Genomic DNA, 24,123 nt, shown 5'->3' on the forward strand with positions numbered 1-24,123 from the left:
TTATCGAATGACTGGAAATTTTGTAGAGCATAGTGATGATATTGTACATATCGGACACGTGGAGTTATTTACTCCTGTGCTGGAAGAAAGCGTTAAGTTTTTCTATGAAAGCATTGGACTAGAAATTGTTAAACGAACAAATGAAAAGGCTTACTTACGATGCTGGAATGATTATGAGCAATATTCGATTGTGTTAACACAGGCGGATGAGCCAGGTGTAGGACACACTGCTTTCCGTACTAAAAGTCCAAAGGCTTTAGAGCGTCGCGTACAGGTGATTGAGGAGGCGGGTATTAAGGGCGCATGGATTGAGGGTGATTTTGGCCATGGTCGTGCTTATCAGTACCGTGGTTTAGATGGTCATTTAATGGAGCTATATTTTGACACTGAAAAATATGTAGCGCCTGAAGCGCTAAAGCCAACCCTAAAAAATCAGCATCAGAAGTTTATGGGGCGTGGAGCAGCCGTAAAAAATTTAGATCATATTAATTTTCTAAGTTCAAACCCAGATGTAGATGGCGATTTTGCGGAGCAGGTGCTAGGCATGCGTTTAACAGAGCAAATTCGCTTAGATAATGGAAAGCGAGGTGCGGTTTGGTATCGTACCAATGCAAAATCATATGAGCTTGTCTATTCACATGATGCAACAGGAACAAAAGGACGTTTCCATCATTTAGCGTTTGCGGTGGAACACTTTGATGCGATTGCGCGTGCGGCAAATTTATTTGTAGACCAAGGTGTGCATATCGAGTTCGCACCGAGTAAGCATGCCATCAACCAAACGTATTTCTTATACGTGTATGAACCGGGTGGTAACCGTATTGAGATTTGTGCAGGCGGCTATTTAGTACTAGATCCAGAATTTGAGCCAATTACATGGACGGAAGAGGATCGTAAACGTGGTCAAGCATGGGGCAATAAAACAATTGAGTCGTTCCACACTTATGGCACGCCAATTGTTAAATAAACAATCAAGTAGACACATGGAGGTAATGGATATGATTGATAGCAAGACAAATGTTTTAGTAGTAAGTGCACACGCAGCGGACTTTGTTTGGCGTTGTGGTGGGGCGATTGCGAAGTATGTGAAAAATGGGGCAAATGTACACTTGGTTATTTTAAGTTACGGTGCACGAGGAGAGTCGAATGATCTTTGGAATGTAGAAGGTCAAACTCTTGAAAATGTTAAAGAGACGCGTAAAGGTGAACTGTTAGCAGCAGTAAAATGCTTAGGTTTATCTGAAGATAAAGTCGATATTTGGGATTACCAAGATTATCACATGGATATTACGGAAGAGCGGATGGAACAACTTACTCGTAAAATTCGCGAGGTACAGCCGCATATTATTATTTCACATGGTCCACGAGATGCGTTTAACCCAGACCATGAGGCAGTATCGAAGTTTGTGTTTGATGCTGCTGTGTTATCGACGTCTAACGGTGTACGTTTAGAAGGGACAAAAACATGTAAACAGGCGAAGTTATTCGGCTTTGAGCCACATCAATCGGAAATTTCTTCATTTAATCCAGATGTAATTTTAGATATTACGGATGTGTATGAGCAGAAGAAAGAGGCGATGGCGTGCTTTAAAGCACAAGGGCATTTAATTAGCTACTACGGCTATAAGGCAGAGCTTCGTGGTAACCATGCTCGTCGTTGTTCTGGTAATAACAGCTATAAGCAAGCGGAAGCCTTTTCTCGCTTCTTCCCGCTAGTTGGAGAGGAGCTACTGTAAATGGAAAAGTATGTTGTACGGAATATTGAACGTCCATCAAAGGCAATTTTAGATGCTTACAATAAGCTCGATGTGTCGACAGTGTATGAGGCGCAAGGCAAACAAGGTATTTTAGATCCAGAGTTAAAGCCGATTTTAAAAAATACGATGATTGTTGGACCGGCAGTTACAGTCGTTTGTCCAGCAGGCGATAATTTGATGATTCATGCAGCCATTGAAGTTGTAAAACCAGGAGATATCGTTGTTATTACGACAGAAGGTAATAATGTCATAGGCATGGTTGGTGAATTGATTGTAACAGCACTCATGAAAAAGGGTGCAAAAGGAATAATCATGGATTCCGGTATTCGCGATGTACGTCAAATTCGCGATATGGGCTTCCCAATTTGGACGCGCGAAGTGTTATCCCAAGGAGCTCAAAAGGGACGTGGGGGCTGGGTAAATGCTCCGGCAGTGTGTGCGGGCATATTGATTCATCCAGGTGATTTAATCATGGCGGATGATGATGGCGTTGTGGTGGTGAAAAAAGAGGATTTCGAGTCATCACTAAAGCTGTCACAAGCACGTGTAGCGAAGGAAGCTGGCACAATCGAGAAAATCGAAAGCGGCCAAATTAGCTTAGATTTTTATAATTTACGACCAGTGCTAGCGTCAGAAGGTGTTGTCTATTACGAAACAGAGGAAGAACGTCTAGCTGCGAAAGAAGGTGTCGCAAATGGCGAAGCGTGAAGTGTTACACATTAAGGGCTCGAAGCATGACAATCCGATTCCAGTTGCTGTGAAGATCGGAAATATGGTCTATACATCAGCGATTATTGGATCTGATCCGGAGACAGGTATTGTGCCAGACGATGTCGATCAGGAAATTCGTAATTTATTTTACTACTTAGAGGAAATTATGAAGGCTGCTGGCGGTACGACAGATGATATTGCGCATTTAAGCGTTAATATGGTGGACCGCAAGTATAAGGACAATGTCAATATTGAGTGGCTGAAAATGTTCCCAAACGAAAATAATCGACCTGCACGCCATACAACAGAGAAAAGCTTAAAAAAGGGACTGCGTGTGCAATTTGAAATGTCGGCAGTATTGTAATAGGAGTTGTAGATAGTCTTTATCGTGGATGGAAAAGTCAATTTATCTTAAATTTTGCAAGTGTACAAAACAAGGGGGTTAATGTATGAAAAAGTGTTTATTCATGTTAATGCTAGCAATGTTAACAGTTGTTTTAGCAGCATGTGGTGGTAGCTCGGCAGAAGGAGAAGCAACGGGGAACAATGCTGGTGACACAGCAGATGATTCTGCTAAAACATATACGTTTAAGCTAGGCCACGAAGCTGCAGAATCGCATATTAAATTCGACGTAGCTGAAAAGTTTGCAAAAGATCTTGAAGCTAATTCAAACGGACGTATGAAGGTTGATATTTACCCAGCGAACCAGCTAGGTAAAGAGAACGATATGCAACAGCAAGTAGAGTCAGGTACATTAGACTTTGCGATTTTAAGTAATGGTACAATATCAAGCATTTCCGAATCAATTAACGGCTGGTTCATGCCATTCTTGTTCGATGATTTATCTGAGGCAGCTGCAGCGGCTTCAAGTGAGCCCGCAAAGCAAATGATGACAGATTTAGAAACGAAAAACATGATAGGCTACGGTGTATTCTTTGCAGGTCAACGTCATATTTTATCGAGCAAGCCTTTAGCAACATTAGCAGATTTCAAAGGTTTAAAAATTCGTATTCCTGGTAGCCCAGTATTCGAATCTTATTACAAAGAAGTAGGTGCTGGTCCGGTGTCTATGCCGCTTCCAGAAGTTTACACATCTCTTTCAACGGGTGTAATTGATGCAGTTGATACAGACTTCAACGCAGCAGTATCTCAAAAATTCTATGAGTCAGCAGACATTTTAACGCTTTCTGGACACATCGTGTTCCCAGAGGTTGTTATTGGTTCAAAAAAGTTAATCGATGGTTTAAGTGAAGAAGATAAGAAAACCGTTGCCGATACTTGGGCTGCTGCTATTGATTGGGGCGTAACTGAAGGTATCGCGAAAAACGAGCAATTATTAAAGGATCTAGAAGCTGCTGGTGTAACTGTAAATGAATTAGCGAATGTTGATGAGTTCAAAGATTTAAGCCAAAAAGTTTACGATCAGTATTCTTCAAACGCTACAATCAAAGCGTTTATCGAAGCGAACCAATAACGTTTGACTCATACTTGCAAAACGGTAAGTATGACGGGTAGCTTAAGCAAAGCCCACGCTTTTGTTGCGTCATCGGGATTTATGTGTGTAGGGCGGTAGGAGACAATTCCTACTGCCCTATTTTAAACAGTTTTAGTGGAGCACGCTAAAAAGGGGGATTTAACATGAAATTTATGACACTAGTAAGCGATACGTTATATAAATTCGAGAAACTATTGTCGGTCATTTTAATGTCAGTCATGCTGGGAAGTATTGCTTTAGGTGTTGCATTTCGTTATATCGTAGATAGTCCATTAACGTGGACAGACGAATTAGCGGTGTATATGTTAATTTGGTTAACGTTTGTAGGGGGTAGTATGAGTGTGAAAACAGGGCGTGCAGCTTCATTAGATTTAGTGTTTGATCGCATGAATTTATTATGGAAGCGAATCTTTTTAATAGTTGGTTATTTGAGTTTAGTTGTCTTCGCGATTATTATTGAGTATGTAGCAATTCAATGGATATCGAATCCTTCCGTAAAAACATCGTTATCACCAGGCTTGAAAATTTCGATGTTTTTGCCATATATGGCGGTACCATTCGGCATTCTATGCTTACTTGTACATGCTATCAATCACTTAATTCAGGCCTTTACATACAGAGAAATAGAGTCAGTTAAGCTCAAAGGGGGCGATGAATAATGACATTAGCCCTTATTATTTTCTTAGTATTATTAGTCATTAAAGTACCTATCGCACTTATTTTAGGGATTATTTCACTCGTCTATATTTTTTCAACTGGACAAACGCTGTTGTTGAATAATATTTCTCAACAATTGTTCTCTGGGGTACAAAGCTTTAGCTTACTAGCGATTCCACTATTCATGTTAGCGGGTGAATTGATGAACGCGTCAGGAATTACGGTGCGTTTAATTGATTTTGCGAAAAAAGCAGTAGGTCACTTTAAAGGTGGTTTAGCGTATGTAAATGTTATTGGGAACACATTTTTAGCATCAATCATCGGTTCAGCAACAGCACAAACAGCGATGATGAGTAAAATTATGGTGCCGGAAATGGAAAAGGCGGGCTATAAGCGTGAATTTGCAGCAGCAACAACTGCTTCTGCTGCACTTATGGGGCCAATCATTCCGCCATCAATGCTTTTCATTATCTATGCAGTGGGTGCGAATGTATCTGTTAATGATATGTTTATGGCAGGTATCTTACCCGGAATATTATTGGCCTTTTCGTTCATTATTTTAATTATCATTTTAGGTATTAAAAATGACTATCCACGTTCAGAAAAAGCAGCGTTTATGGAAGTGATGAAATCATTCGTGCGTATTATTCCGGCATTATTAGTTCCCGCTTCTATCATCGTAGGTACTTTATCGGGTGTTTTTACAGCGACAGAATCAGCAGGTGTTGCGTGTGTCATGGCGATTTTAGTCGGTAAGTTTTTCTATAAAGAACTGGATTTCAAAGAGTTTCCTTCACTGCTTGTTAATGCGACAATTGCAACAGCAGTTGTAACGCTATTAATGTCAACAGCGAGTGTGTTTGGGTGGATTTTGGCGTTTGAACGAATTCCTCAAACAATTGTTGAAATTATGGGAGGAATTTCATCTAATCCCCTTGTATTCTTATTATTAGTGAATTTATTCTTATTAATAACAGGTGTTTTCTTAGATGAGTTAGCAGTAATGGTTATTTTACTGCCGATTTTTATGCCGTTAGTTCATAGTTTCGGTATCAATCCAGTGCATTTCGGTGTTATGCTATGTTTAAATGCAACAATCGGTTTATTAACACCTCCAGTAGGTGCAGGACTGTTCATTGCCTCGAGCGTCGGGAATGTAAAGATGGAAAAGCTTATCAAGGCTGTTATACCGTTTTTATTTGTTTCATTAATTGTGCTTATAATGGTGACTTATATTCCATTTTTAACAACATGGCTACCAGAGTTGATGACAAAAAAGTGAAGTGTTTGAAGGTGTCACTGTAAAAAGTTACGGTTTGATCGTGCGATTTTGAAATGAGGGATTTATATGAAGCGACCAGCTGAGATTGCATATGATTTTATTAAAGAGAGAATTTTGGATGGGGTTTATTACCCTTCTCAAAAATTAATTGAAAATGATTTGTCGCTTGAAATAGGCGTTAGTAGAAATACGGTGAAAAAGGCGCTGCTTAAGCTTGAACAGGAAAATCTTATCGTAATGGAGAATAATAAAGGCGCAACGATTAAAGCGTTTACGTTAGATGAAATAAGCAATTATTTAAAAATTCGCGAGGTTCTTGAAGGGCTAATTACTGCAGATGCGGCAGCTAATATTACGGATGTACATGTTGTGGAGCTGGAGAAGATTCTAGAACAGATGCGCAGTGATTTAGCATTGAAAAACTTTGATGCTTATTCGCAAGGCAATTTGAAGTTCCACGAAATCATTTATAAAGCGTCTAATAATCAGCAGGCTGTGGACCTGGTGAAAATTATTAAGCAGCAGCTAAAGCGCCTGCAGTTTAAAACAATTTTAGTGCCAGGGCGTAATGAGGATTCATTCAAGGAGCATAGCGATATTTTAAGTGCGCTGCGGAATCGTGAGGTCGAGCTGTCTGAGTTTCTCATGAAAAAGCATGTAAGGAACGTTCGTGAAACCATTTTAAAAAATTATAGTGTGTTGATTTAAGAGAGGAGCTAGGTTATTGAATCCTAGCTTCAGACTGTAGACAAACTCAAAATTTCGAGTTGAACTGCCAAAGGGATTCCTCTTATTTATTGTAAAATAAGGGTTTGTGAGGTATTTTTGCTCAAACTTTATTGCAAAGCAACAACTACATGTTAATTGAAAAGGCAGTAACGGTAAGGATTTGACCTTTAACGTTACTGCCTTTTGTTGATTTTAAGTTTAGTAAATATATATAAGTATGAAATTTTAAAAAAAGGTTGTTAAATCGAATCAAAATTGTCCTTTAGATAGCGTTAGAAGGTTAGCTAACTCTAGCAATAAAAAAATATAGGAGGAATAAAATGATGAGATGTAGTAAAAGTTATGTTGAAACTGGAGCAAGTGAACCAGTTATATATACTTGCGTGGCTAAGGACAGTAAAAATGTTTATGTGACATTAGAGGGTGTAAAAGGCGAGACGTGGCCGTTCCAAGGATATGTTAAATTCTAATTACAACGTGAAGCGGACAACGCAGATGTTTGGTTAGATGTGTCAACCAAAAAGGTGGTTACTGGGCAAATTCAACAACTGCGAAAAAAATTTTATATTTAGCAACATTGGATATATAGGAAAAGTTATGTTGGTTACAGCAGAATTTTATGCAAATAGCAACTATACTAGAAAACTCAAATCATCCGCCTCACATATGTTTGTGCGATAATCGTAAATTTATTGTTTATACAAGGAATAGGAGTCTGTCGTTTAGGCGGGAGACTTCTGTTTTGTGTTGAAAATTAGGAGACGATATGATAATTTTGGGGTAATTATTAATTAATAAAGAAAGGTGGCAAAAAATGAAGTTGATTCATGTTTTAGCTATAGTTGTTTTAACGGCGTTCCTGAGTATAAGTGGTACTTTTTTGATTATGAAAAAGAACTATGAAAACGAAGTTTCTAAAAGTGCCGCGATTCAATTAGAAAACAGTCAATCAATTTCAAACGTAGATGATGAGGAAGAGTTTGTATCAACAGTGGATATCAATTTTGGTTGGGAGAGCCCTACGTATTCCAAAATGCTTGATGAATGGAAAAGTGGAGATGAACCCTTTATTGATAACCTAGTGCAAGAGATTATTCAACAAATGTCCCTTCAAAAGATAATTGTTGATGAGAAAGAATCATCCATTAGGATTACCCCCAAAAGAATTAACACATTGCTGCAAATAGTAAAGGAAAATAAAGATAGATTCGAACATAGTGATAAATATTTAGAAATATTAAATCGTTGGAATCAGGGTGACTTTTCAACGGTAGATCAAGACCATAATGATATGTGGTTTATTCAAGGGACTAAACAAGGTGGTATCGCCACTGGAATTGCTTCAAAAGAACAAGAGCAAGACTACATTTTCCGAGTTTTTGGTATTCCAATAGAAAAACAGAATTAATTTCTGTTTGGCTAATAATGATACATCGTTATTAATACAGGCAAGCCCTAACACACTTTTCATGGTTGGGCTTGCCTTGTTATATTCCCATATATATGTGAATAATAAAAAGCCTTTACTAGTTGATAGGAGTGGAAGTCGCTCCGGCAGGAACAGCACGAGCTGAAATTCCATTTTTGAAGCGCAAGCCTCAAAAATAAGTTGAAGCCGTTCATGTGGAAAGGGAGTGTCTGGAAAGAAAATCATCAGTTTACTAAATTTTTACTATAATTATTACTTTAATCAAGAAATACGTAGTAAGTTGTTGCTATTAATTATTGATAATTTTTACTCTTTTTTAATCGTTAGTGTCTATAATGGATAAGATAATATAATAATATTATTATGTAAACTTGAAACGAATCAAAACCTTGTTTATGATAGAAAGGAAAGAAGATGAGAAAGAAAGTACTGGTGAATGTATGCGAAACAAAATGCTAATTGTTGGAGCGGCAACCTTCCTATTAACAGGCTGTGGTGATCAGTCCGTTGCAGAAATGTTTAACAAGGAAAAGGCTGAAGTGAAATCGGAAAAGCCTGTGGAGAAGCAGGAGGAAAAGCTTGTTCCAGAGGTAAAGGTTGTAGGAGAGAACGGTATTGGTGCGGGCATTATCGTGAAAAAAGAGCCAAAGATGCTCTATATTGTAACGAATGGAGCACTCGTATCCTCAAAGCCAACAGCACTTGTGCAATTTAGTAACGATAAGCTTGTAGAAGCTGAAGTACGTTATATGTCGACAGCCTATAATATAGCGGTACTACAAGTGAAGTATAACGCTACGGTCAACGTTCCAACAGTTTATAATGGGAATTTGGATAACCTAGCCGTGTATGTCGATGGCTTGCCACATACAATCAAAAAATATAATGACAAGGTAGCTGCGTATTATATAGATGGAGAGGAAGCATTACCACCTGGTAGCCCTGTAATGGAGGCAGAGAAAGGTCAAATCGTGGGCATTTATTTTAATCGACAGCAACAAGGTGTTTCACAACCATACATATTGCCATTGCAAGATATAGTACAGTTACTTGATGAATGGATTACAGACGGCATGAAGGCAAAAGATCGTTTGTCTCAATCAAAAAATCTATCTACGTATAGTGAAAACGGAGACAAAGAAGCAGTGCAACAAGCTATCGAAAAATATGGTAAGGATGTTTTTGCGTATAATGAGGACGAGGTAAAAATATTTATTGATACCTTCCATGAGCATCTAAAAGCAGCTGTTGCGATTAATGATGCAAGCGTAATGAAGACTGTTACAGGAGCAGAGGATTTACAGAGCACGCTTGATGACATGGTTGCCTATTATGCGTCTAAGCAAGCAAAAATTCATTTTTCTAATACGACTATTAAACGTATAGAGAAAGTTGGACAAAATATTGTTGTGCGTGCAAAAACAGAATATGTGCTGACTAATTCAGCGGGCCAGGAGGCACTGGCCAATTCCATCATGACATATGAAATTTTTAAAAATGCTCAAGGCGAGTATAAGTTAATTCGTCTAACAGCAGAGGAGTGAGAAATAATATGGAGCAAGCAAGACAAATGCTACAGCACCACTTTGGGTACGATTCGTTTCGCAACGGACAAGCCCAAATTATAGAGCAAACGTTAAGTGGACAGTCGAGCCTATGTGTCATGCCAACAGGTGGAGGAAAATCAATTTGTTATCAAATCCCTGCACTAATGCTTGATGGCTTAACGATTGTTATCTCACCGTTAATATCACTCATGCAGGATCAGGTAGAATCATTGCGAGCAGCCAATATACCTGCAGCCTATATTAATAGTACGCTATCGTCTCAAGAAGTAGATGAAACAATGCAGCTAGCGAGTGCAGGCTATTTAAAGCTTTTATATATTGCCCCTGAAAGATTAGAAAGTGCAACCTTTTTACAGGCGTTATCACAATTATACGTACCATTGTTAGCGGTCGATGAGGCGCACTGTATCTCACAATGGGGACATGATTTTAGACCAAGTTATCGTGCGATTCAAAAATTGTTTACACTATGGCCACAAAAACCAACTGTTCTCGCATTAACGGCTACTGCGACACCTGCCGTTTGCGAGGATATTCGTCAATTATTAACGATTGATGAAGAGGCAACACTTATTACTGGCTTTGAACGTGAAAACTTAGCTTTTACAGTATTGATCGGTGAAAATAAAGAACGATATATAAAAAATTATATTGAAAAAAATAAAAGTGAAGTAGGTATTATTTACGCTGCGACACGTAAATCAGTCGACGGTTTGTATGAAGTTCTCGCACGTGCAGGTGTGTCGGTAGCCAAATATCATGCAGGGCTATCAGAGGATATGCGCGTGTCTGAGCAGGAACGTTTTTTAAAGGATGAGGCACGTATTATGATTGCGACGAATGCGTTCGGTATGGGTATAGATAAAAGTAATGTGCGCTTCGTTATCCATTATCAAATGCCGCGCAATATGGAGAGCTACTATCAAGAAGCGGGGCGTGCAGGACGAGATGGACTGCCAAGTGCTTGTATATTGCTTTATGCTTCAGGAGATGTACAAACACAACGATTTTTAATTGAGCAAACACGTGATGAAACACGTATTGCACAGGAATTAGAGAAATTACAAACAATGGTTGATTATTGTCATACAGAAGGTTGCCTTCAAAATGCAATCTTAACGTATTTTGGAGAAGAAGCCGACGAACCGTGTAATCGATGCAGTAATTGTAATGATAGCCGTGAAGTAAAGGATGTCACAGTAGATGCACAAAAGGTTTTAGCTTGTGTCGTACGGATGGGGCAAAAATTCGGTAAAACGATGGTAGCACAAGTATTAATTGGCTCTAAAAACCAAAAAGTTCTTGAATTTGGGTTTTCCAAACTATCAACATACGGCATTTTAAAAGGTCAATCTTCAAAAGAGGTTTCAAATTTTATAGAGTTTTTAATTGCGGAAGGATTACTAGCAGTGAAGCACGGGACATTCCCAACGATTTATGTTTCAGAGGAAGGAAAGTCCGTACTGTTAGGCAGTCGAATAGTTATGCGAAAAGAAGCGATTACTGTTCGAGTACTTGCAGAAAATGACCCACTATTTGAACACTTACGATTATTACGTAAAGAGATTGCGGATGAAGAAAAGGTGCCACCATTTGTTGTGTTCTCTGATAAAACATTGCGTGAGCTATGTGATAAAAAGCCTTTAGAACTCGAAGGACTTAGACAAATAGGCGGTATCGGTGAAGTGAAATTTGAGAAATATGGTAAGCGTTTCTTTGAGGCAATGCAGTCATTTACCCTTACTTCTAAAATAAACGATTAAATGTAAAAATCCATTGTGTGAAAAACACAATGGATTTTTTGTTGTAAAGGGAAACTGTACCGTTACATAGATGCTTATTTCTTCCAATGGTCAGCAATAAATTCATCTCGCCCTGAAATTTCGCGATCTTGCTTATAATGCTCTGATTCCTTTTTATAATAATCTTGATGGTAATCTTCTGCAGGATAAAAGTGTTGAGCATCACGAATAATGGTTACAATAGGTTTATCGAAGCGCCCACTGTTTGCAAGTTTTTCTTTCGATGCCTCAGCAATTCTTTTTTGTTCTTCAGAATAAGTGAAAATTGCTGTGGAGTAGGATTCACCTCTGTCGTGAAATTGACCATAGGCATCTGTTGGATCAATTTGCATCCAATAAATATCTAGTAATTGTTCGTAGCTAAATATCGAAGAATCAAATTCGATTTCTACAACTTCTAAATGACCTGAGTCGCCCTTTTTAACATCTTCGTATGTTGGATTTTCTAAATGGCCACCCATATAGCCAGATGTGACTTTATGTATACCGTCCCACTCAACAAATGGCTTTACCATACACCAAAAACAGCCACCTGCAAATGTCGCTTTTTCAATCATGTTCATCATCCTTTCTTTCGTGAAAATATTATAGCATTATTTTACTCATAACTGGCAAATAGGGTGTAAAATAACGAATAGAGAGATGTGGATGAAGTTAGAAAGAAAAATGAAACTTTCCTTACTAGCAATCGTTACATTAACTATAAAAAAATAGAGGAGTTATATTGATATGGAAGAGCAAGAGTATACAAGACGCTCGCAACGACCGAAAAAACGTCGATTGCGTAAAGGGAGAGCATTGTTTACGTTCTTATTACTCTGCGTCATTGTAATTGCAGGATATAGCATTATGCAATATCGCAGTGGTTTACAATTAGCAACTGACACAAAGGTAGCACAAGAAGATTTTAATGGAGATCAAATAAATGGTGATATTGAAAACTATTTATTACTAGGAATTGATACACGTGGTGAAGAAAAATCACGAACAGATACAATGATGGTATTATCTTGGAATAAGAAAAACAATGATATCAAGCTTGTTTCATTTATGCGAGATATTTATGCAGACATTCCTGGTTACCAATCCTATAAACTAAATACCGCTTACTATTTAGGTGGCGTTCAACTGTTAAAAGATACATTAAGTAATATGTTTGGATTACCAATTCATCATTATGCACTTGTAGATTTTAAAAATTTTGAATCACTTGTTGATATTTTAGCACCGAATGGTGTGGAAATAGATGTAGAAAAAGATATGTCTGAAAAAATTGGCGTTACGCTAACTAAAGGTACACATAACCTTAATGGTCAAGAATTATTAGGCTATGCGCGGTTCCGTCATGATGCGGAAGGTGACTTTGGTCGTGTAGCACGCCAGCAAAAAGTAATTGAAGCATTAAAAAATGAAATAGTAGCACCCCAAAATGTATTGAACTTACCAAAATTCGTCGGTGCAGCCCAAGGCTATGTGACAACTGATTATTCGTCTGCAGGTGAAATACAACAAGTTTTAAAAATGGTGTCTAAAGGGAAAATATCAATAGAGAAAGCGACAGTACCAATTGAAGGCAGCTATGATTTCCAAAACTTTAGCCATGCAGGGTCAGCAATTGTTATTGATGAACAGAAAAATAAAGAGTTTTTAAGTAAATTTTTAGGGATTTCCTTAGAGTGATGTTTCGCAAAAGCCAACATTATCCTGTAAAATATAGGTGAGCGTTGGTGAGCATTTGGATTGGGGTGTGAATATGAAAGAACAAAGACCAAGAGAGCATTCAAACTTTTTTTCGACGAAGTTTATCCGCTTTTTAGGTGGTAAAAATTTATTATTTACGTTAATTATTTTATTATTACTCGCATGTGTGATTTTTATGTTTGGAAAAGTTTCCTTCATATTTACCCCGCTACAAGTATTATTCGAAGTTGTTATTTTACCAGGGGTGCTTGCCGTAATAGGATATTATTTATTACGACCATTATTAGGAATACTTGAAAAATGGCGTATCCCAAGAGCATGGGGCATCTTAATTTTATATATCGGTGTCATTGGCGTCATTACGTTACTCGTCGTGCTCGTTTATCCTTTTTTACGGGATCAATTTACGAATTTAGCACAAGAATTCCCTGTGTATTTTATGGCACTAACTCAAAATATTGTGGAATACTTGAATAACTCACGCGTAAATGAGTATTTAGCCAATATGGATTTTAACTATGAAAAAGTTGTGATGAATTTCACGACAGATATTATCGAAACAGTAAAAGATACTGCGGCAAATTTAGCCCAAGGTGTTGCTACAGGTATAACAGGATTTCTATCAACGTTAACGGGTATTATATTGTCGCTCGTTACAGTACCGTTTATTTTATTTTATTTACTGAAAGATGGAGAAAAACTACCGAGATTTGTCATGAAAATTTGCCCTCCGCGCATGCGCGACGGTTTACATGATGTTTTACACGATATGGACAAGCAAATTAGTTCTTACATACAAGGGCAAATTTTAGTTTCAATGTGTATCGGTGCAATGGTGACAATTGGCTTCTTAATTATCGGCATGAAATATGCATTGCTACTTGGCTTCCTTGCGATGATTACTAGTGTCGTTCCATACTTAGGACCAGTAATCGCTATTACACCAGCAGCCATTATCGCGCTTGTAAATTCGCCATTTATGCTTGTAAAACTAGCCATCGTTTGGACAGTTGTACAGTTGATTGAAGGGAAGTTTATTTCTCCTCAAATAATGGGGAAATCATTGAGCATCCACCCAGTATCCATCATTTTCGTATTACTAACAGCAGGTTCGCTATTTGGTGTACCAGGTGTTATTTTAGGGATTCCAGGCTATGCGATTTTTAAAGTTTTAGTAACTCATTTATTTAAGTTATTTAAGAGACGATACAATCGCTATGAGGATGAAGAAGTCCAAAAATATGATGTGTAACAAAACACAGCTACTGCGTGGATGCGGTAGCTGTGTTTTTAGTAAAAAAAAAGCATGTGAAAGGGGAGAACCCCGTATCACATGCTTTTTGAATTAATATTAAATTGAAACGTTTTTCAAACGATCTACTGCTTCTTGCAATACATCCTTTGGCTGCACAAGTGCTAGGCGCAAATAACCTTGTCCTGCTGTTCCAAAAACTGTTCCTGGTACTGTCACAACACCGATTTGCTCGATTAGCTTAAATGCCAATTCAGTACAGTCAATATCGTATGGATATTTTGCCCAAACGAACATACCACCATCTGAAGGGGCTGCATCCCAACCTAAGTCATGTAAGCCGTTCATTAATGTTTTATGACGCGCTGAGAAAGTGGCACGCAAGTTTGCAGTAATTTCTTCTGCATTATCTAATGCAACAACTGCAGCATCTTGAATTGGTTCAAAAATACCGAAGTCTAAATTTGATTTTAGTTGCTTTAATATAGCAATCATTTCGGCATTACCAGCAATATAGGCAATGCGTGTTCCAGCTAAGCTGAAGCTTTTTGATAGCGAATTAATTTCCATCCCTACTTCTTTTGCGCCTGGTGTTGCTAAAAAGCTAATTGGACCTTCACCAGTAAAATAAAACTCTGAATATGCTGCATCATGTAGCACAATTACGTTATATTTTTTAGCAAAAGCAATGACCTTTTCGAAATAAGCAAGAGAAGGCATCGCAGGTACTGGATTCCCAGGGAGATTTAAAATAAGTAGTTTTGCTTTTTGGGCAATCTCTTCTGGCACTGCATCTAAATCTGGTAAATAATCGTTTTCGGCTGTTTGAGGCATATAGTAAGGTGTTGCACCTGCTAGATGAATGCCCGCATCATAAGCAACGTACGCTGGGTTTGTTGACAGTACGATGTCTCCTGGATCACAAAATGCGATAGGCAAGTGGACTAATCCTTCTTGAGAGCCTATTGTTTGAATAATTTCACTTGCAGGATCCAAATCAACATTACTACGGCGTTTATAGTAACGGCTCACTGCAGCGTAAAAACGTTGTGTGCCACTTAACGTATAGCCATATGATTCTTCTAAGCTAGCTCGATACGATAAATGCTCGCGAATTTTCGCATGTGGTGGAAGGTCTGGGCTACCTAAGCTTAAATCAATCAAAGACATTCCTTTTTCTTGTTGTTGCTTTGCAAAGCTCTTTAAATCTCCAAAAATTGCTGGTGTAAATAAAGACATTTTTTTTGATGGTACGATTTTCAAAACTAGTACACTCCTTATAGTTCTATAACAGAATAGTAGTTCACATTTTAACATACTAAAGCACAGAAAGGGAAAGTTATTCTGAAAAAAGAATATATTCTATTAATGGAGAAGATGCTTGCTTAGGCTAGCGTAAATATTTAAGCTAATATGAGAAAAACTTGTGTACATGATCGTATCTTGTTTATATTAGCAAATAAAAGTGTTAATTCTGCTATTATGAAACGAGGAAGGTGGTTGTATTGATGAAGGTATGTTCGTTAAGTGGACCGAGTGGAACAGGGAAAAGTACTAGCGCTCTTGTTTTTGCACATAAAATCGGTGTAGAAGCGATTATCGATGATGGTTTACTTATCGTCAATGGTGTAAAAGTAGCGGGCATATCCGCAAAATTTGAAAAAAATACGATAACAGCTGTACGACGTGCAATTTTCACAGAGGAAACTCATCGTGAGGAAGTTATAAAAGCGCTCGATACATACAATGTACAATCTATTTTACTCATTGGCACGTCAGATAAAATGACGAAAAATATTGCTGCGCGTTTACAGCTAGGACCTATTGAAACGTATTATTATGTTGAAGATATTCGCTCGCAAAAAGAAATTCAAAAAGCGAAATTTATTCGCCAGACACAAGGTAAGCATGTTATGCCGATACCGTATCGCCAAGTCGAGCAAAATTTCTTTAAACGACTAATTCAAAAGGGGAAAGAGATTTTCACTCCTAAGCGTGAAAAAATCGGTGAAACAACAATCGTTCGACCTGATTTCCAACAAGAATATATTGAAATTGAAAAACAGGTATATGTACAGTTACTTACGTATTGCTGTAACGAGCAAGATATCGTGCAGAAGGTTGAGCATATCCAATTTAGTCTTGGAGAACAGGCTAAGGCAACTATATCATTGCAATTAAAAATGCCAATTGATTATTTATTACCAAGACGACTCTATCTATTGCAAGAAGAAGTACAACGTTCGTTCCTTCAGCATTTTGGCTATGAACTAGATGTCATTAATCTTTATGTTCATCCCGCGATGCATAAACGCAAATAAAATAAAGGTACTCCATACGCAAAAAGGCGAGAAGAGTACCTGTATTTTTATTTTGATGGGCGAGTAAATTGTGGTTGACGTTTTTCGACAAAGGCGCGACAGCCTTCTGTAAAATCGCTGCCTACAAATGGTGTAGAGCCTTTCCAAAGTGCTGGTACACTATCGATACATTCTTGTACAGATTGTTTTACAGCTAGTAATGATTCTGGTGACATACCAGCAACAAGCTTACCCATTCGAATCATATATTTATTTATGTCCTTTTCAGCAACTAAGTAGTTGAGCATGCCAAGTTTAAATGCTTCCTCAGCTTTAAACATACGACCAGTAAATACTAAATCCTTCGTTGTAGAAGGGCCGACAAGTTGGACAAGGCGTTGAGCGAATTTGTTATTTAATGTGATGCCTAATTTACCTACTGGAATGCCTAATTTCGTTTTTTCAGAGCCGATACGAATATCACAAGCTAAAGCCAGCTCTAAGCCAGCGCCCATCGCAGGACCATTAATAACACCTATAGTAGGAATTGGTAAACGTTCTATCGTTGAAATCGTTTTTTCCATATGTAAAAATGCTTCCTCAGCTTTTTCAAGTGAAATGGCGTTAAATTCTTTAATATCAGAACCAGCAGTAAAGTTTTCACCAGAACCACGTAAAATTAGCACTTTATTTTTCGGATTATCTAACACTTTTAGGGCGATGTTAGCTAATTGATCCCACATATTTGCTGTTAACGCATTTTTCGCCTGCGGTCTGTGAATAGTGATAATCGCAAGCCCTGCCGTTTCCTGATAAATAATTTTGGCATCCTCAGCCTCAAGACGAGTCGTTCTTACTTGCATAATTGAAAAGCCCCCTACATTAAGATAGTACTTATATTATATAACACAAAGAAGGGGAAACACTAAATAATACGAATTTTCATGTATTTTTAGCCTGTTATACAAAATTACAAGCATATTCAAGCGATTGTACTACAACAGAAGATTGCTATTGTAATAAAGCAAAACATATGAGAAACTATTATAGGAACATTTGTTTCTTTTTAACTAAGAGACATTTCCAATCGAGAAGCGGTCATTTATTCCTTTGTAACAGATTATCCGACACTATTGTTTATGAAAAAAACTTAGCTATACGCCCTCTATATATTATAAAATAGAACTATCTTACGCCCAATCTAATAAGGAGGGAGCAAAATGGTGAAATTAAAGGAAGCATGGCAAAGCTATTTATTGCTTTTAGATTCTTTAAAGAAAAGTGCAGCTACTAAAAAGCAATACAATATAGATGGACAGCAATTTTTAGCATTTGCAAGTGAGCAAAATATTGAAAATGTAGACAGCCAATTCAAAGAATTAATATTTATATATAGTAATTATTTAAAGGAGCACTATCCAAATGTAAATACATTCAATCATAAAATCGCTTCACTTCGTAGTTTTATAGACTTTATTTTTTTGCGAGAATGGGTAGAACCATTCGATTATGAAAGTATTTTACAGCCTAAAAAGAGAGGTAAGGACACATTAAAGTTGCTTACGAAAGAGCAATTAATGAGCATTGTAGATGTATGGCCAACATATTTTCAATATGCGAAAACACAAGAGCATGCTTGGCTTGCACGAAGAAATGGTTGTATTGTGCAAATGTTTATCGAGACAGGTTGTAAGCCAGCAGAACTTGTTCGCATGAAATGGACACATCTCTCCTCGGATAATTTACATATGTCTATTGCCAATCGAAATGGAAAAAGAGAAATGAAGCTTTCAAATGTGTTAATGGAAATGTTGCTGCAGTATAAAGGGGCAACAGAGGAATTGCATGAGAAAAAAATGGGCGAATGGCTTTGGGTTAGTGAGGCTAGTCAAACAAAACCGATTACAACGAAAACAATAGAGCGGATATTTCAAACGATATCTAAAGATATTGGCACGAATGTACGAGCGACGGATGTCCGTTATACTGTACTCCAAAAGGCTTTACAAAGTGAAAAAACAATTGAAACGATTCAACAAAACATGGGCTATGTTCGAAAATGGGTGCTAACGGAGCGTGGAGAAAGATTTAAATAAATGTGCAGTAAAAGATGTTCTCACATGATTTACTGCACGCTCTATTAAAAATGTGTTAAAGCTTTTACATTTACTTTGACCGTCAAATTATGTTTGCCACCAGAATAGACACCTTCGACGGGACTAATATCTGTGTAGTCTCGACCAATGCATAAAATAATGTGATTTTCTAATACTTCCACATTATTTGTAGGGTCTAAGCCAATCCACCCGATACCAGGTATCATTACTTCAACCCAGGCATGTGTTGCGATATCACCAATTAAAGCTGAATTTTCATCAACATATAAATAGCCACTTACATAACGAGCAGGGATTCCTTTAGCACGTAAAATCGCTAACATGACATGGGTAAAGTCCTGACAAACACCACGTTTTAAATCAAATGCCTGGCTTGCAGTCGTCGTGACATTGGTCGCTGTTGGATCATATTCAAATGTCGAATATAAATATTGCATTAAATTAAGTGAAAATAATACTGGATTTTCTGCATGACCGATGGCATGAAAAACTTCTTCTATTTGTGCATCCGTCATGTAGGTAAAGCTTGTCGACTTTAAATAGGGCAAATAATGTTCATAAAATAGTTGAGAATGGAAAATCGTCTGCATTTCAGGTGAATATTGAATCCGATGAATAAATGGGGCTCGTTGAATACTGACGATAGACGTAGTTTCTATTTCTAGCTCTTGATGTTGCTCAGGAATATAAAATGTCCCGACTGTATTGCCCCAAATATCCGCATGCTCACGCGTCAACGAGGAAGGTGAAATAGCAATTCGATAGGATAGCAAACGCTGACGCTCATCACTCCGAGGCTTTAGGCGGATAGTATTCAGGCTTTGATCGACTTCAGATTCATATTGAAAAATATTTGTATGTTGAATTTCAAATTTCATTGTATCCGCTTCCTTTTGATTACTGACTTGCGTGTTGAAAAGGAGCTGTGAATTGTTCCTTTCAAGATTGTAGGCTGGGTTCATATAAATGATAAATTGTAGAAAATGTATGACCAAAATCAATACATTGACACAATCTTTCCTCCATTGAAAATATTGCTTCCTCTAAGGAAGTTGTCGATAAGTCGATATTGTTAATGGCAGTTAACAAAGCTCTTAATGGCGTATTAAGTGCTAAAAATCTAGCAGTTAGATGGTCTTCTTCGATGTGCATAAATGCCTCTTCCAGTTTTTTAAGGCAAACAATTACAGAGCGTGGAAAATGCTCATCATGCAATAAATATTGAATAACATGTGTCAAATATGTTTGATGATGCTTGCGAAGGTAGGGCTCTGTCGCTTTCGCTAAATCAAGTAAAAACGTTCCGTCTGCCTCTTGTAAATTGCTCGCCATTAGTTTTTGTTGCTCTAGCATAATTAATATCATTCGAATCATTTTCTCTACCCGTTCAAGCCATTTACCAACTTGCATAAAATAAAAAGGTAAATCCCGTTCCATAGAGCCCTCAATTAAGCCCGTAACCGTTAAGGATGTCTTCCGAACATTGTGTAAAAAATAGTTTAAAGAAATTAACGGAAAAGGCCGTTCACGTACAGTAATCTCTTGCTGCATATATAAATAAAAAGCATTGTGTAATTCCCAAAGCTCAATAGGGATACTATCTCGTGTAATGCGTGCATTTTCTCGAATTGCTCTTAATGTTGCATGTAAAGCATTGCTATTGTTTTCCGAAAATAAAAGGTATTCAATAAGAGGATTGACACGAATGACCTCATAGCTTGATATAAACTCTTCTTTTGATGCACAAATATCTAAGATGGCTTCCCAGTGATCGAGATATTCATTTTCTTTACCTGATTGCTCCAGCATATTCAACAGCTGTACTTGTAATATATGAGCATTCGTTTCTGTTCGTTCACTATATCTTGCCATCCAATATAGTGCGTCTGCTACTCGACTTAGCATGCTGTAATTCCTCCTTTAGTATCCACGTATCTTTAGCGCCGCCACCTTGCGATGAATTGACGATTAATGATCCTTCTTGCAGTGCAACACGCGATAATCCTCCTGGAAGCACAAAAATATCAACACCATTCATAACATAAACACGTAAATCGACATGACAAGGATAAAATTTGCCATGCTGATAGGCTGGTGCACGAGATAATTGAATTGTCGGTTGGGCAATGTATTGTTTAGGATGCTTTACTATTTTTTCATAAAAGCTTGCGATTTCCTCTGTACTTGCATGTGGTCCAATTAGCATATCGTAGCCACCTGAAGCACTAACATTTTTGATGACTAATTCATGTAAGTGGTCAAGAACCCATGCGCGCTGTCTTTCATCATCTAAATGATACGTCGTCACATTTTCAATAATTGGCTCCTCATGTAAATAATATCGAATCATATCTGGCACATACGCATACATCGCTTTATCATCCGCAACACCATTGCCAACTGCATTCAAAATTGCGATATTTCCCGCCTTATAAGCCTCAATTAAATGGGGCACTCCTAGTAAAGAATCTTCTCGAAAGACAGTAGGGTCTAAGAAGTCATCATCGATGCGTCGATAGATAATATCAATTTGCTCAAGACCGTAAATCGTCTTCATATATACTTTAAAATCTTGAACGATTAAATCCCGTCCTTCCACAAGCTGAATATTAAGTTGTTGTGCTAAAAAAACATGGTCGTAATAAGCAGAGTTATACATTCCTGCTGTTAAAAGTACTGCTTTTGGTTCACCGTGTGCTTGTAAAGCAGGTGGTCGATGCGAGAGGAGAGCTTTTTTCATAATGGCCATTTGTTTTTCAAGCGATTGGATTGTATGTTTTGAAAAAAACTCAGGATATACTTCCTTCATTACATAACGGTTTTGAAAAACATATGAAATGCCTGAAGGATTCCGTAAATTATCTTCCAGTACACGGTATACACCATTCTCATCGCGAATGAGATCGATGCCAGCTAAAAAAATATGATTATTTATAGGCACTTGTACACCAAGCATTTCTGGATAATAAAATGGATTTTGTTCGATAAGATTTCTAGGAATAATCCCATCTTTAACAATTAGCTGTTTATTATAAACATCCTGTAAAAAACAATTTAAGGCTTTTACTCGTTGTTTCATTCCTGTTTCAATTAAGTTCCATTGCTCATGCGGAATAATAATCGGTACAAAATCAAATGGCATCGTCCGCTCCGTCCCACCCTGTGCACCATATACTGTAAATGTTATACCTTGTCTAAGAAAGCTTGATTGTGCTTGCTGATATTTCTCTTCTAGCTGTTCTTCGGAAAAAGCACTAAGTTTACGATAGAATGAGCGATAATGTGGTTTCGGCTGATCACCATCTAACATTTCATCAAAAAAAGAACCTGAATTATACAATTTCATCATGTGAACCGCCTCCGAATTTAAGTAGTAGAAAAAACGTGTTACACTAATAAGGAATACATAAAAGGAGCTAGTAAAAATGACAAACATTAACTTAATGCAAGCTTATGAATTAGACAAACTATCAAAACTAGATTTAACTGACGAGGAGATATTACAGACATTACGAACTGGGGATGTGTCATCATGGCGTAATTTCGAACCAAAATATGAATTTAATGAAACATTGGCACTTTATAAAGAAGGGGAACAAACTTTTCTTGATGCCTTTCACGGTAATTATCGAATTAAATATGTAACATTACCAGGCATTCAGCGTTTACTACATCTTCGTTTTGAATTAGAAGCAACAAAGAATTTTGACGTAGAAGATACAGGAATTAAAAATTTATCTTGCGACGAAGAAATTATTTCGAAAATTCAAAACATGTTATCTATTAATTGGAAGCTAACGAAGCAAATAGATGGTACATACAGCATTTTCGCTAAATAATTACAATTATCCAAATAATTCCACGCGCGTTGTGAGACGAATCGACTTGTACCATTACCCAGCCTTCACAATTTCGATTCGTCTCAGCGCATAGTAGTATACTAGAGTTTAATATTCATTTGGCGAGCAGATTATGCATAAAAAACGAAAGCTAATGGAAAAAATATGAAGAGGGTAAATCTTTTTCTCTAGTCAATAGATTTCCTTGTGTTTTGATTAACACAAAGAGATAGTTAAAACCATTTTCGAATGAAGCTCGCTGTATAATGTTAATTGCATAACAGTTGTCGTTTTACAAAGATGATTTCTAATTACTTAGAAGTCATCTTTTTTTGGTAGACATTAAAGAACACTTGTTCTTATTATCGTAAAAAGGCACATTTTTATTAATAAAGTTCCCAAATTTATATTTGGGAACGTTTTTTCGTGGTAAAATAGAGAAAATAGAGGTGATTTTATGCAAAAAACGCAGCTGCCAAAAATAATGAAAGATTTCCTTGTCTACTTGACGACGATTAAAGGCAAATCTCAGCGCACTAGAAAAGAATACGAATATGATTTAACATTATTTTTTCGTTTCCACTTAGCTATGGGAAACGATATGGATATAACACAAATAGATAAAATGAGTATTGCAACTATTACAATAGAAGAAATCCGTAATATTACATTAGAAGATCTCTACTTATTTATGGAATATTGTGAAGTACAACGACAAAATTCCGCTTCTGCTAGAGCGCGGAAAGTAGCTACATTAAAATCGTTTTTCAAATACATTAAAGGAAAACGCCGTTTAATTGAAGAGAATCCTGCCGAAGAATTAGAAACACCCAAAATCGGTCGAAGAAAACCTATTTATATGAACATGGATGAGGCAACACAATTTATCGAAGGCATTCAAATACATCGTGCATCGCCACGCAATTATTGCATGATGATGTTTTTCTTAAATCTAGGCATTCGAGTTTCCGAACTTTGCCAACTTAATACGTCATCTATACAAGGACGCTATTTAACTGTTATCGGAAAAGGGAATAAGGAACGGACAGTATATTTGAATGATAGCTGTATTTTAGCGCTACGAAATTATGAACAAAGCGGCAAAACGTCATACAAAGGGGAAGGAGAAGAACCACTTTTTATTTCGCAAAAAGGAACGCGCTTTACACGCCAAACAGTGGCCAAAATCGTCAAACAAATAAACAAGCAATCGGGGCTTCAAAAGGATCGACTAACGCCTCATAAACTGCGACATACATCCGCAACAATGATGTATAAGGCAGGAGCCGATATTCGCAGTTTACAGCATATACTGGGCCACTCTAGTGTCGCAACGACGCAAATCTATACACATATTGAGGATGAACAACTACAACATGTTCTAGAGAATAACCCATTTAATATTGTCGATAACAGCTAGAAAAGGAGCATACGAAATAGTACAGCGCATATATTCAGAGTAGGACCTTAAAATAGAAAGGGG

Annotated in this window: 24 protein-coding genes; 18 read left to right on the plus strand and 6 right to left on the minus strand. The window is 37.4% G+C overall.

The annotated features are described in order from the left end of the window. The first annotated feature begins 7 nt into the window (after positions 1-7). From ACIQ1H_RS06110 to recQ, 12 genes are all read left to right on the plus strand, one after another. Complete coding sequence (locus ACIQ1H_RS06110) at positions 8-967, plus strand: VOC family protein (RefSeq protein ID WP_402887306.1); 960 nt, start codon at positions 8-10, stop codon at positions 965-967. A 31-nt stretch (positions 968-998) separates the two neighbouring features. Next, entirely contained in the window at positions 999-1,736 is a 738-nt protein-coding gene (locus ACIQ1H_RS06115) for a PIG-L deacetylase family protein (RefSeq protein ID WP_402887308.1), read from the plus strand. Further along, positions 1,737-2,465, plus strand: coding sequence for a 4-carboxy-4-hydroxy-2-oxoadipate aldolase/oxaloacetate decarboxylase (locus ACIQ1H_RS06120; protein ID WP_402887310.1), 729 nt, complete (start codon positions 1,737-1,739; stop codon positions 2,463-2,465). Beyond that, positions 2,452-2,832 carry a RidA family protein gene (locus ACIQ1H_RS06125; RefSeq protein ID WP_402887311.1) on the plus strand — a complete coding sequence of 127 codons (381 nt, stop codon included), beginning with the start codon at positions 2,452-2,454 and terminating at the stop codon, positions 2,830-2,832. The genes ACIQ1H_RS06120 and ACIQ1H_RS06125 overlap by 14 nt, the downstream gene beginning before the upstream one ends. A gap of 85 nt (positions 2,833-2,917) precedes the next feature. Next, a complete protein-coding gene (locus ACIQ1H_RS06130; protein ID WP_402887312.1) occupies positions 2,918-3,943 on the plus strand; it encodes a TRAP transporter substrate-binding protein in 1,026 nt (341 codons plus the stop codon). Between the two features lie 164 nt (positions 3,944-4,107). Continuing rightward, on the plus strand, positions 4,108-4,623 hold the full coding sequence (locus ACIQ1H_RS06135) for a TRAP transporter small permease (RefSeq protein ID WP_402887313.1): 516 nt from the start codon (positions 4,108-4,110) through the stop codon (positions 4,621-4,623). Next, positions 4,623-5,903, plus strand: a complete 1,281-nt coding sequence (locus tag ACIQ1H_RS06140; RefSeq protein ID WP_402887315.1) for a TRAP transporter large permease — start codon at positions 4,623-4,625, stop codon at positions 5,901-5,903. Before ACIQ1H_RS06135 ends, ACIQ1H_RS06140 begins: the two co-directional genes overlap by 1 nt. 66 nt (positions 5,904-5,969) lie before the next feature. Beyond that, positions 5,970-6,611, plus strand: a complete 642-nt coding sequence (locus ACIQ1H_RS06145) for a GntR family transcriptional regulator (protein WP_402887317.1) — start codon at positions 5,970-5,972, stop codon at positions 6,609-6,611. A gap of 341 nt (positions 6,612-6,952) precedes the next feature. Next, positions 6,953-7,102, plus strand: coding sequence for a hypothetical protein (locus ACIQ1H_RS06150; RefSeq protein WP_402887318.1), 150 nt, complete (start codon positions 6,953-6,955; stop codon positions 7,100-7,102). A gap of 344 nt (positions 7,103-7,446) precedes the next feature. Continuing rightward, the gene (locus ACIQ1H_RS06155) at positions 7,447-8,040 is read left to right on the plus strand and encodes a DUF6241 domain-containing protein (RefSeq protein WP_402887320.1); all 594 of its coding nucleotides are present in this window, start codon (positions 7,447-7,449) and stop codon (positions 8,038-8,040) included. A gap of 461 nt (positions 8,041-8,501) precedes the next feature. After that, a complete protein-coding gene (locus ACIQ1H_RS06160; RefSeq protein ID WP_402887322.1) occupies positions 8,502-9,605 on the plus strand; it encodes a TcaA NTF2-like domain-containing protein in 1,104 nt (367 codons plus the stop codon). Between the two features lie 8 nt (positions 9,606-9,613). Next, entirely contained in the window at positions 9,614-11,392 is a 1,779-nt protein-coding gene (gene recQ, locus ACIQ1H_RS06165) for a DNA helicase RecQ (protein WP_402887324.1), read from the plus strand. 74 nt (positions 11,393-11,466) lie between these two features. Here the strand turns inward: recQ and msrA are convergent, their stop codons facing one another. Then, positions 11,467-11,988 (minus strand): peptide-methionine (S)-S-oxide reductase MsrA, encoded by a 522-nt coding sequence (msrA, locus tag ACIQ1H_RS06170; RefSeq protein ID WP_402887326.1) that lies wholly within the window; start codon positions 11,986-11,988, stop codon positions 11,467-11,469. A 172-nt stretch (positions 11,989-12,160) separates the two neighbouring features. Between msrA and ACIQ1H_RS06175 the strand changes: the two genes are divergently transcribed. Both ACIQ1H_RS06175 and ACIQ1H_RS06180 read left to right on the plus strand, forming a co-directional pair. After that, a complete protein-coding gene (locus ACIQ1H_RS06175; RefSeq protein WP_172771528.1) occupies positions 12,161-13,111 on the plus strand; it encodes an LCP family protein in 951 nt (316 codons plus the stop codon). Positions 13,112-13,184: 73 nt separating this feature from the next. Beyond that, entirely contained in the window at positions 13,185-14,384 is a 1,200-nt protein-coding gene (locus tag ACIQ1H_RS06180; protein ID WP_172771527.1) for an AI-2E family transporter, read from the plus strand. A gap of 99 nt (positions 14,385-14,483) precedes the next feature. On the opposite strand, the gene ACIQ1H_RS06185 is transcribed toward ACIQ1H_RS06180, so the two are convergent. After that, complete coding sequence (locus ACIQ1H_RS06185; protein ID WP_402887329.1) at positions 14,484-15,647, minus strand: aminotransferase class I/II-fold pyridoxal phosphate-dependent enzyme; 1,164 nt, start codon at positions 15,645-15,647, stop codon at positions 14,484-14,486. 245 nt (positions 15,648-15,892) lie between these two features. On the opposite strand from ACIQ1H_RS06185, the gene ACIQ1H_RS06190 reads away from it, so the two are divergent. Next, positions 15,893-16,705, plus strand: a complete 813-nt coding sequence (locus ACIQ1H_RS06190; protein ID WP_172771525.1) for a hypothetical protein — start codon at positions 15,893-15,895, stop codon at positions 16,703-16,705. A gap of 47 nt (positions 16,706-16,752) precedes the next feature. On the opposite strand, the gene ACIQ1H_RS06195 is transcribed toward ACIQ1H_RS06190, so the two are convergent. Beyond that, positions 16,753-17,547, minus strand: a complete 795-nt coding sequence (locus tag ACIQ1H_RS06195; protein ID WP_402887331.1) for an enoyl-CoA hydratase/isomerase family protein — start codon at positions 17,545-17,547, stop codon at positions 16,753-16,755. Between the two features lie 357 nt (positions 17,548-17,904). On the opposite strand from ACIQ1H_RS06195, the gene ACIQ1H_RS06200 reads away from it, so the two are divergent. Further along, a complete protein-coding gene (locus ACIQ1H_RS06200) occupies positions 17,905-18,780 on the plus strand; it encodes a tyrosine-type recombinase/integrase (protein WP_402887333.1) in 876 nt (291 codons plus the stop codon). A gap of 44 nt (positions 18,781-18,824) precedes the next feature. Here ACIQ1H_RS06200 and ACIQ1H_RS06205 read toward each other — a convergent pair whose 3' ends face one another. The 3 genes from ACIQ1H_RS06205 to ACIQ1H_RS06215 form a co-directional block, all read right to left on the minus strand. Next, on the minus strand, positions 18,825-19,679 hold the full coding sequence (locus tag ACIQ1H_RS06205; protein ID WP_337981196.1) for a transglutaminase family protein: 855 nt from the start codon (positions 19,677-19,679) through the stop codon (positions 18,825-18,827). A gap of 61 nt (positions 19,680-19,740) precedes the next feature. After that, entirely contained in the window at positions 19,741-20,706 is a 966-nt protein-coding gene (locus ACIQ1H_RS06210; RefSeq protein WP_402887335.1) for an alpha-E domain-containing protein, read from the minus strand. Continuing rightward, positions 20,660-22,150: a circularly permuted type 2 ATP-grasp protein gene (locus ACIQ1H_RS06215; RefSeq protein WP_402887337.1), complete on the minus strand. Its 1,491-nt coding sequence runs from the start codon at positions 22,148-22,150 to the stop codon at positions 20,660-20,662. The genes ACIQ1H_RS06210 and ACIQ1H_RS06215 overlap by 47 nt, the downstream gene beginning before the upstream one ends. A 76-nt stretch (positions 22,151-22,226) precedes the next feature. Between ACIQ1H_RS06215 and ACIQ1H_RS06220 the strand changes: the two genes are divergently transcribed. Together ACIQ1H_RS06220 and ACIQ1H_RS06225 are read left to right on the plus strand one after the other, a co-directional pair. After that, on the plus strand, positions 22,227-22,640 hold the full coding sequence (locus ACIQ1H_RS06220; RefSeq protein ID WP_402887339.1) for a hypothetical protein: 414 nt from the start codon (positions 22,227-22,229) through the stop codon (positions 22,638-22,640). Between the two features lie 457 nt (positions 22,641-23,097). Next, on the plus strand, positions 23,098-24,060 hold the full coding sequence (locus ACIQ1H_RS06225) for a tyrosine recombinase XerC (RefSeq protein WP_402887341.1): 963 nt from the start codon (positions 23,098-23,100) through the stop codon (positions 24,058-24,060). Positions 24,061-24,123 lie beyond the last annotated feature (63 nt).

The organism is Lysinibacillus sp. NPDC097279, assembly GCF_044761745.1.
GTDB lineage: Bacteria > Bacillota > Bacilli > Bacillales_A > Planococcaceae > Lysinibacillus.

What these genes read in the sequence shown, in the direction of transcription:
- ACIQ1H_RS06200 (WP_402887333.1), top strand. Translation starts at nt 17,905, where the DNA reads ATGGTGAAATTAAAGGAAGCATGGCAAAGCTATTTATTGCTTTTAGAT.
- ACIQ1H_RS06220 (WP_402887339.1), top strand. Translation starts at nt 22,227, where the DNA reads ATGACAAACATTAACTTAATGCAAGCTTATGAATTAGACAAACTATCA.
- recQ (WP_402887324.1), top strand. Translation starts at nt 9,614, where the DNA reads ATGGAGCAAGCAAGACAAATGCTACAGCACCACTTTGGGTACGATTCG.
- ACIQ1H_RS06130 (WP_402887312.1), top strand. Translation starts at nt 2,918, where the DNA reads ATGAAAAAGTGTTTATTCATGTTAATGCTAGCAATGTTAACAGTTGTT.
- ACIQ1H_RS06120 (WP_402887310.1), top strand. Translation starts at nt 1,737, where the DNA reads ATGGAAAAGTATGTTGTACGGAATATTGAACGTCCATCAAAGGCAATT.
- ACIQ1H_RS06175 (WP_172771528.1), top strand. Translation starts at nt 12,161, where the DNA reads ATGGAAGAGCAAGAGTATACAAGACGCTCGCAACGACCGAAAAAACGT.
- ACIQ1H_RS06140 (WP_402887315.1), top strand. Translation starts at nt 4,623, where the DNA reads ATGACATTAGCCCTTATTATTTTCTTAGTATTATTAGTCATTAAAGTA.
- ACIQ1H_RS06225 (WP_402887341.1), top strand. Translation starts at nt 23,098, where the DNA reads ATGCAAAAAACGCAGCTGCCAAAAATAATGAAAGATTTCCTTGTCTAC.
- ACIQ1H_RS06115 (WP_402887308.1), top strand. Translation starts at nt 999, where the DNA reads ATGATTGATAGCAAGACAAATGTTTTAGTAGTAAGTGCACACGCAGCG.
- msrA (WP_402887326.1), bottom strand. Translation starts at nt 11,988, where the DNA reads ATGATTGAAAAAGCGACATTTGCAGGTGGCTGTTTTTGGTGTATGGTA.
- ACIQ1H_RS06205 (WP_337981196.1), bottom strand. Translation starts at nt 19,679, where the DNA reads ATGAAATTTGAAATTCAACATACAAATATTTTTCAATATGAATCTGAA.
- ACIQ1H_RS06190 (WP_172771525.1), top strand. Translation starts at nt 15,893, where the DNA reads ATGAAGGTATGTTCGTTAAGTGGACCGAGTGGAACAGGGAAAAGTACT.
- ACIQ1H_RS06195 (WP_402887331.1), bottom strand. Translation starts at nt 17,547, where the DNA reads ATGCAAGTAAGAACGACTCGTCTTGAGGCTGAGGATGCCAAAATTATT.
- ACIQ1H_RS06125 (WP_402887311.1), top strand. Translation starts at nt 2,452, where the DNA reads ATGGCGAAGCGTGAAGTGTTACACATTAAGGGCTCGAAGCATGACAAT.
- ACIQ1H_RS06150 (WP_402887318.1), top strand. Translation starts at nt 6,953, where the DNA reads ATGATGAGATGTAGTAAAAGTTATGTTGAAACTGGAGCAAGTGAACCA.
- ACIQ1H_RS06145 (WP_402887317.1), top strand. Translation starts at nt 5,970, where the DNA reads ATGAAGCGACCAGCTGAGATTGCATATGATTTTATTAAAGAGAGAATT.
- ACIQ1H_RS06180 (WP_172771527.1), top strand. Translation starts at nt 13,185, where the DNA reads ATGAAAGAACAAAGACCAAGAGAGCATTCAAACTTTTTTTCGACGAAG.
- ACIQ1H_RS06215 (WP_402887337.1), bottom strand. Translation starts at nt 22,150, where the DNA reads ATGATGAAATTGTATAATTCAGGTTCTTTTTTTGATGAAATGTTAGAT.
- ACIQ1H_RS06210 (WP_402887335.1), bottom strand. Translation starts at nt 20,706, where the DNA reads ATGCTAAGTCGAGTAGCAGACGCACTATATTGGATGGCAAGATATAGT.
- ACIQ1H_RS06110 (WP_402887306.1), top strand. Translation starts at nt 8, where the DNA reads ATGACTGGAAATTTTGTAGAGCATAGTGATGATATTGTACATATCGGA.
- ACIQ1H_RS06160 (WP_402887322.1), top strand. Translation starts at nt 8,502, where the DNA reads ATGCGAAACAAAATGCTAATTGTTGGAGCGGCAACCTTCCTATTAACA.
- ACIQ1H_RS06135 (WP_402887313.1), top strand. Translation starts at nt 4,108, where the DNA reads ATGAAATTTATGACACTAGTAAGCGATACGTTATATAAATTCGAGAAA.
- ACIQ1H_RS06155 (WP_402887320.1), top strand. Translation starts at nt 7,447, where the DNA reads ATGAAGTTGATTCATGTTTTAGCTATAGTTGTTTTAACGGCGTTCCTG.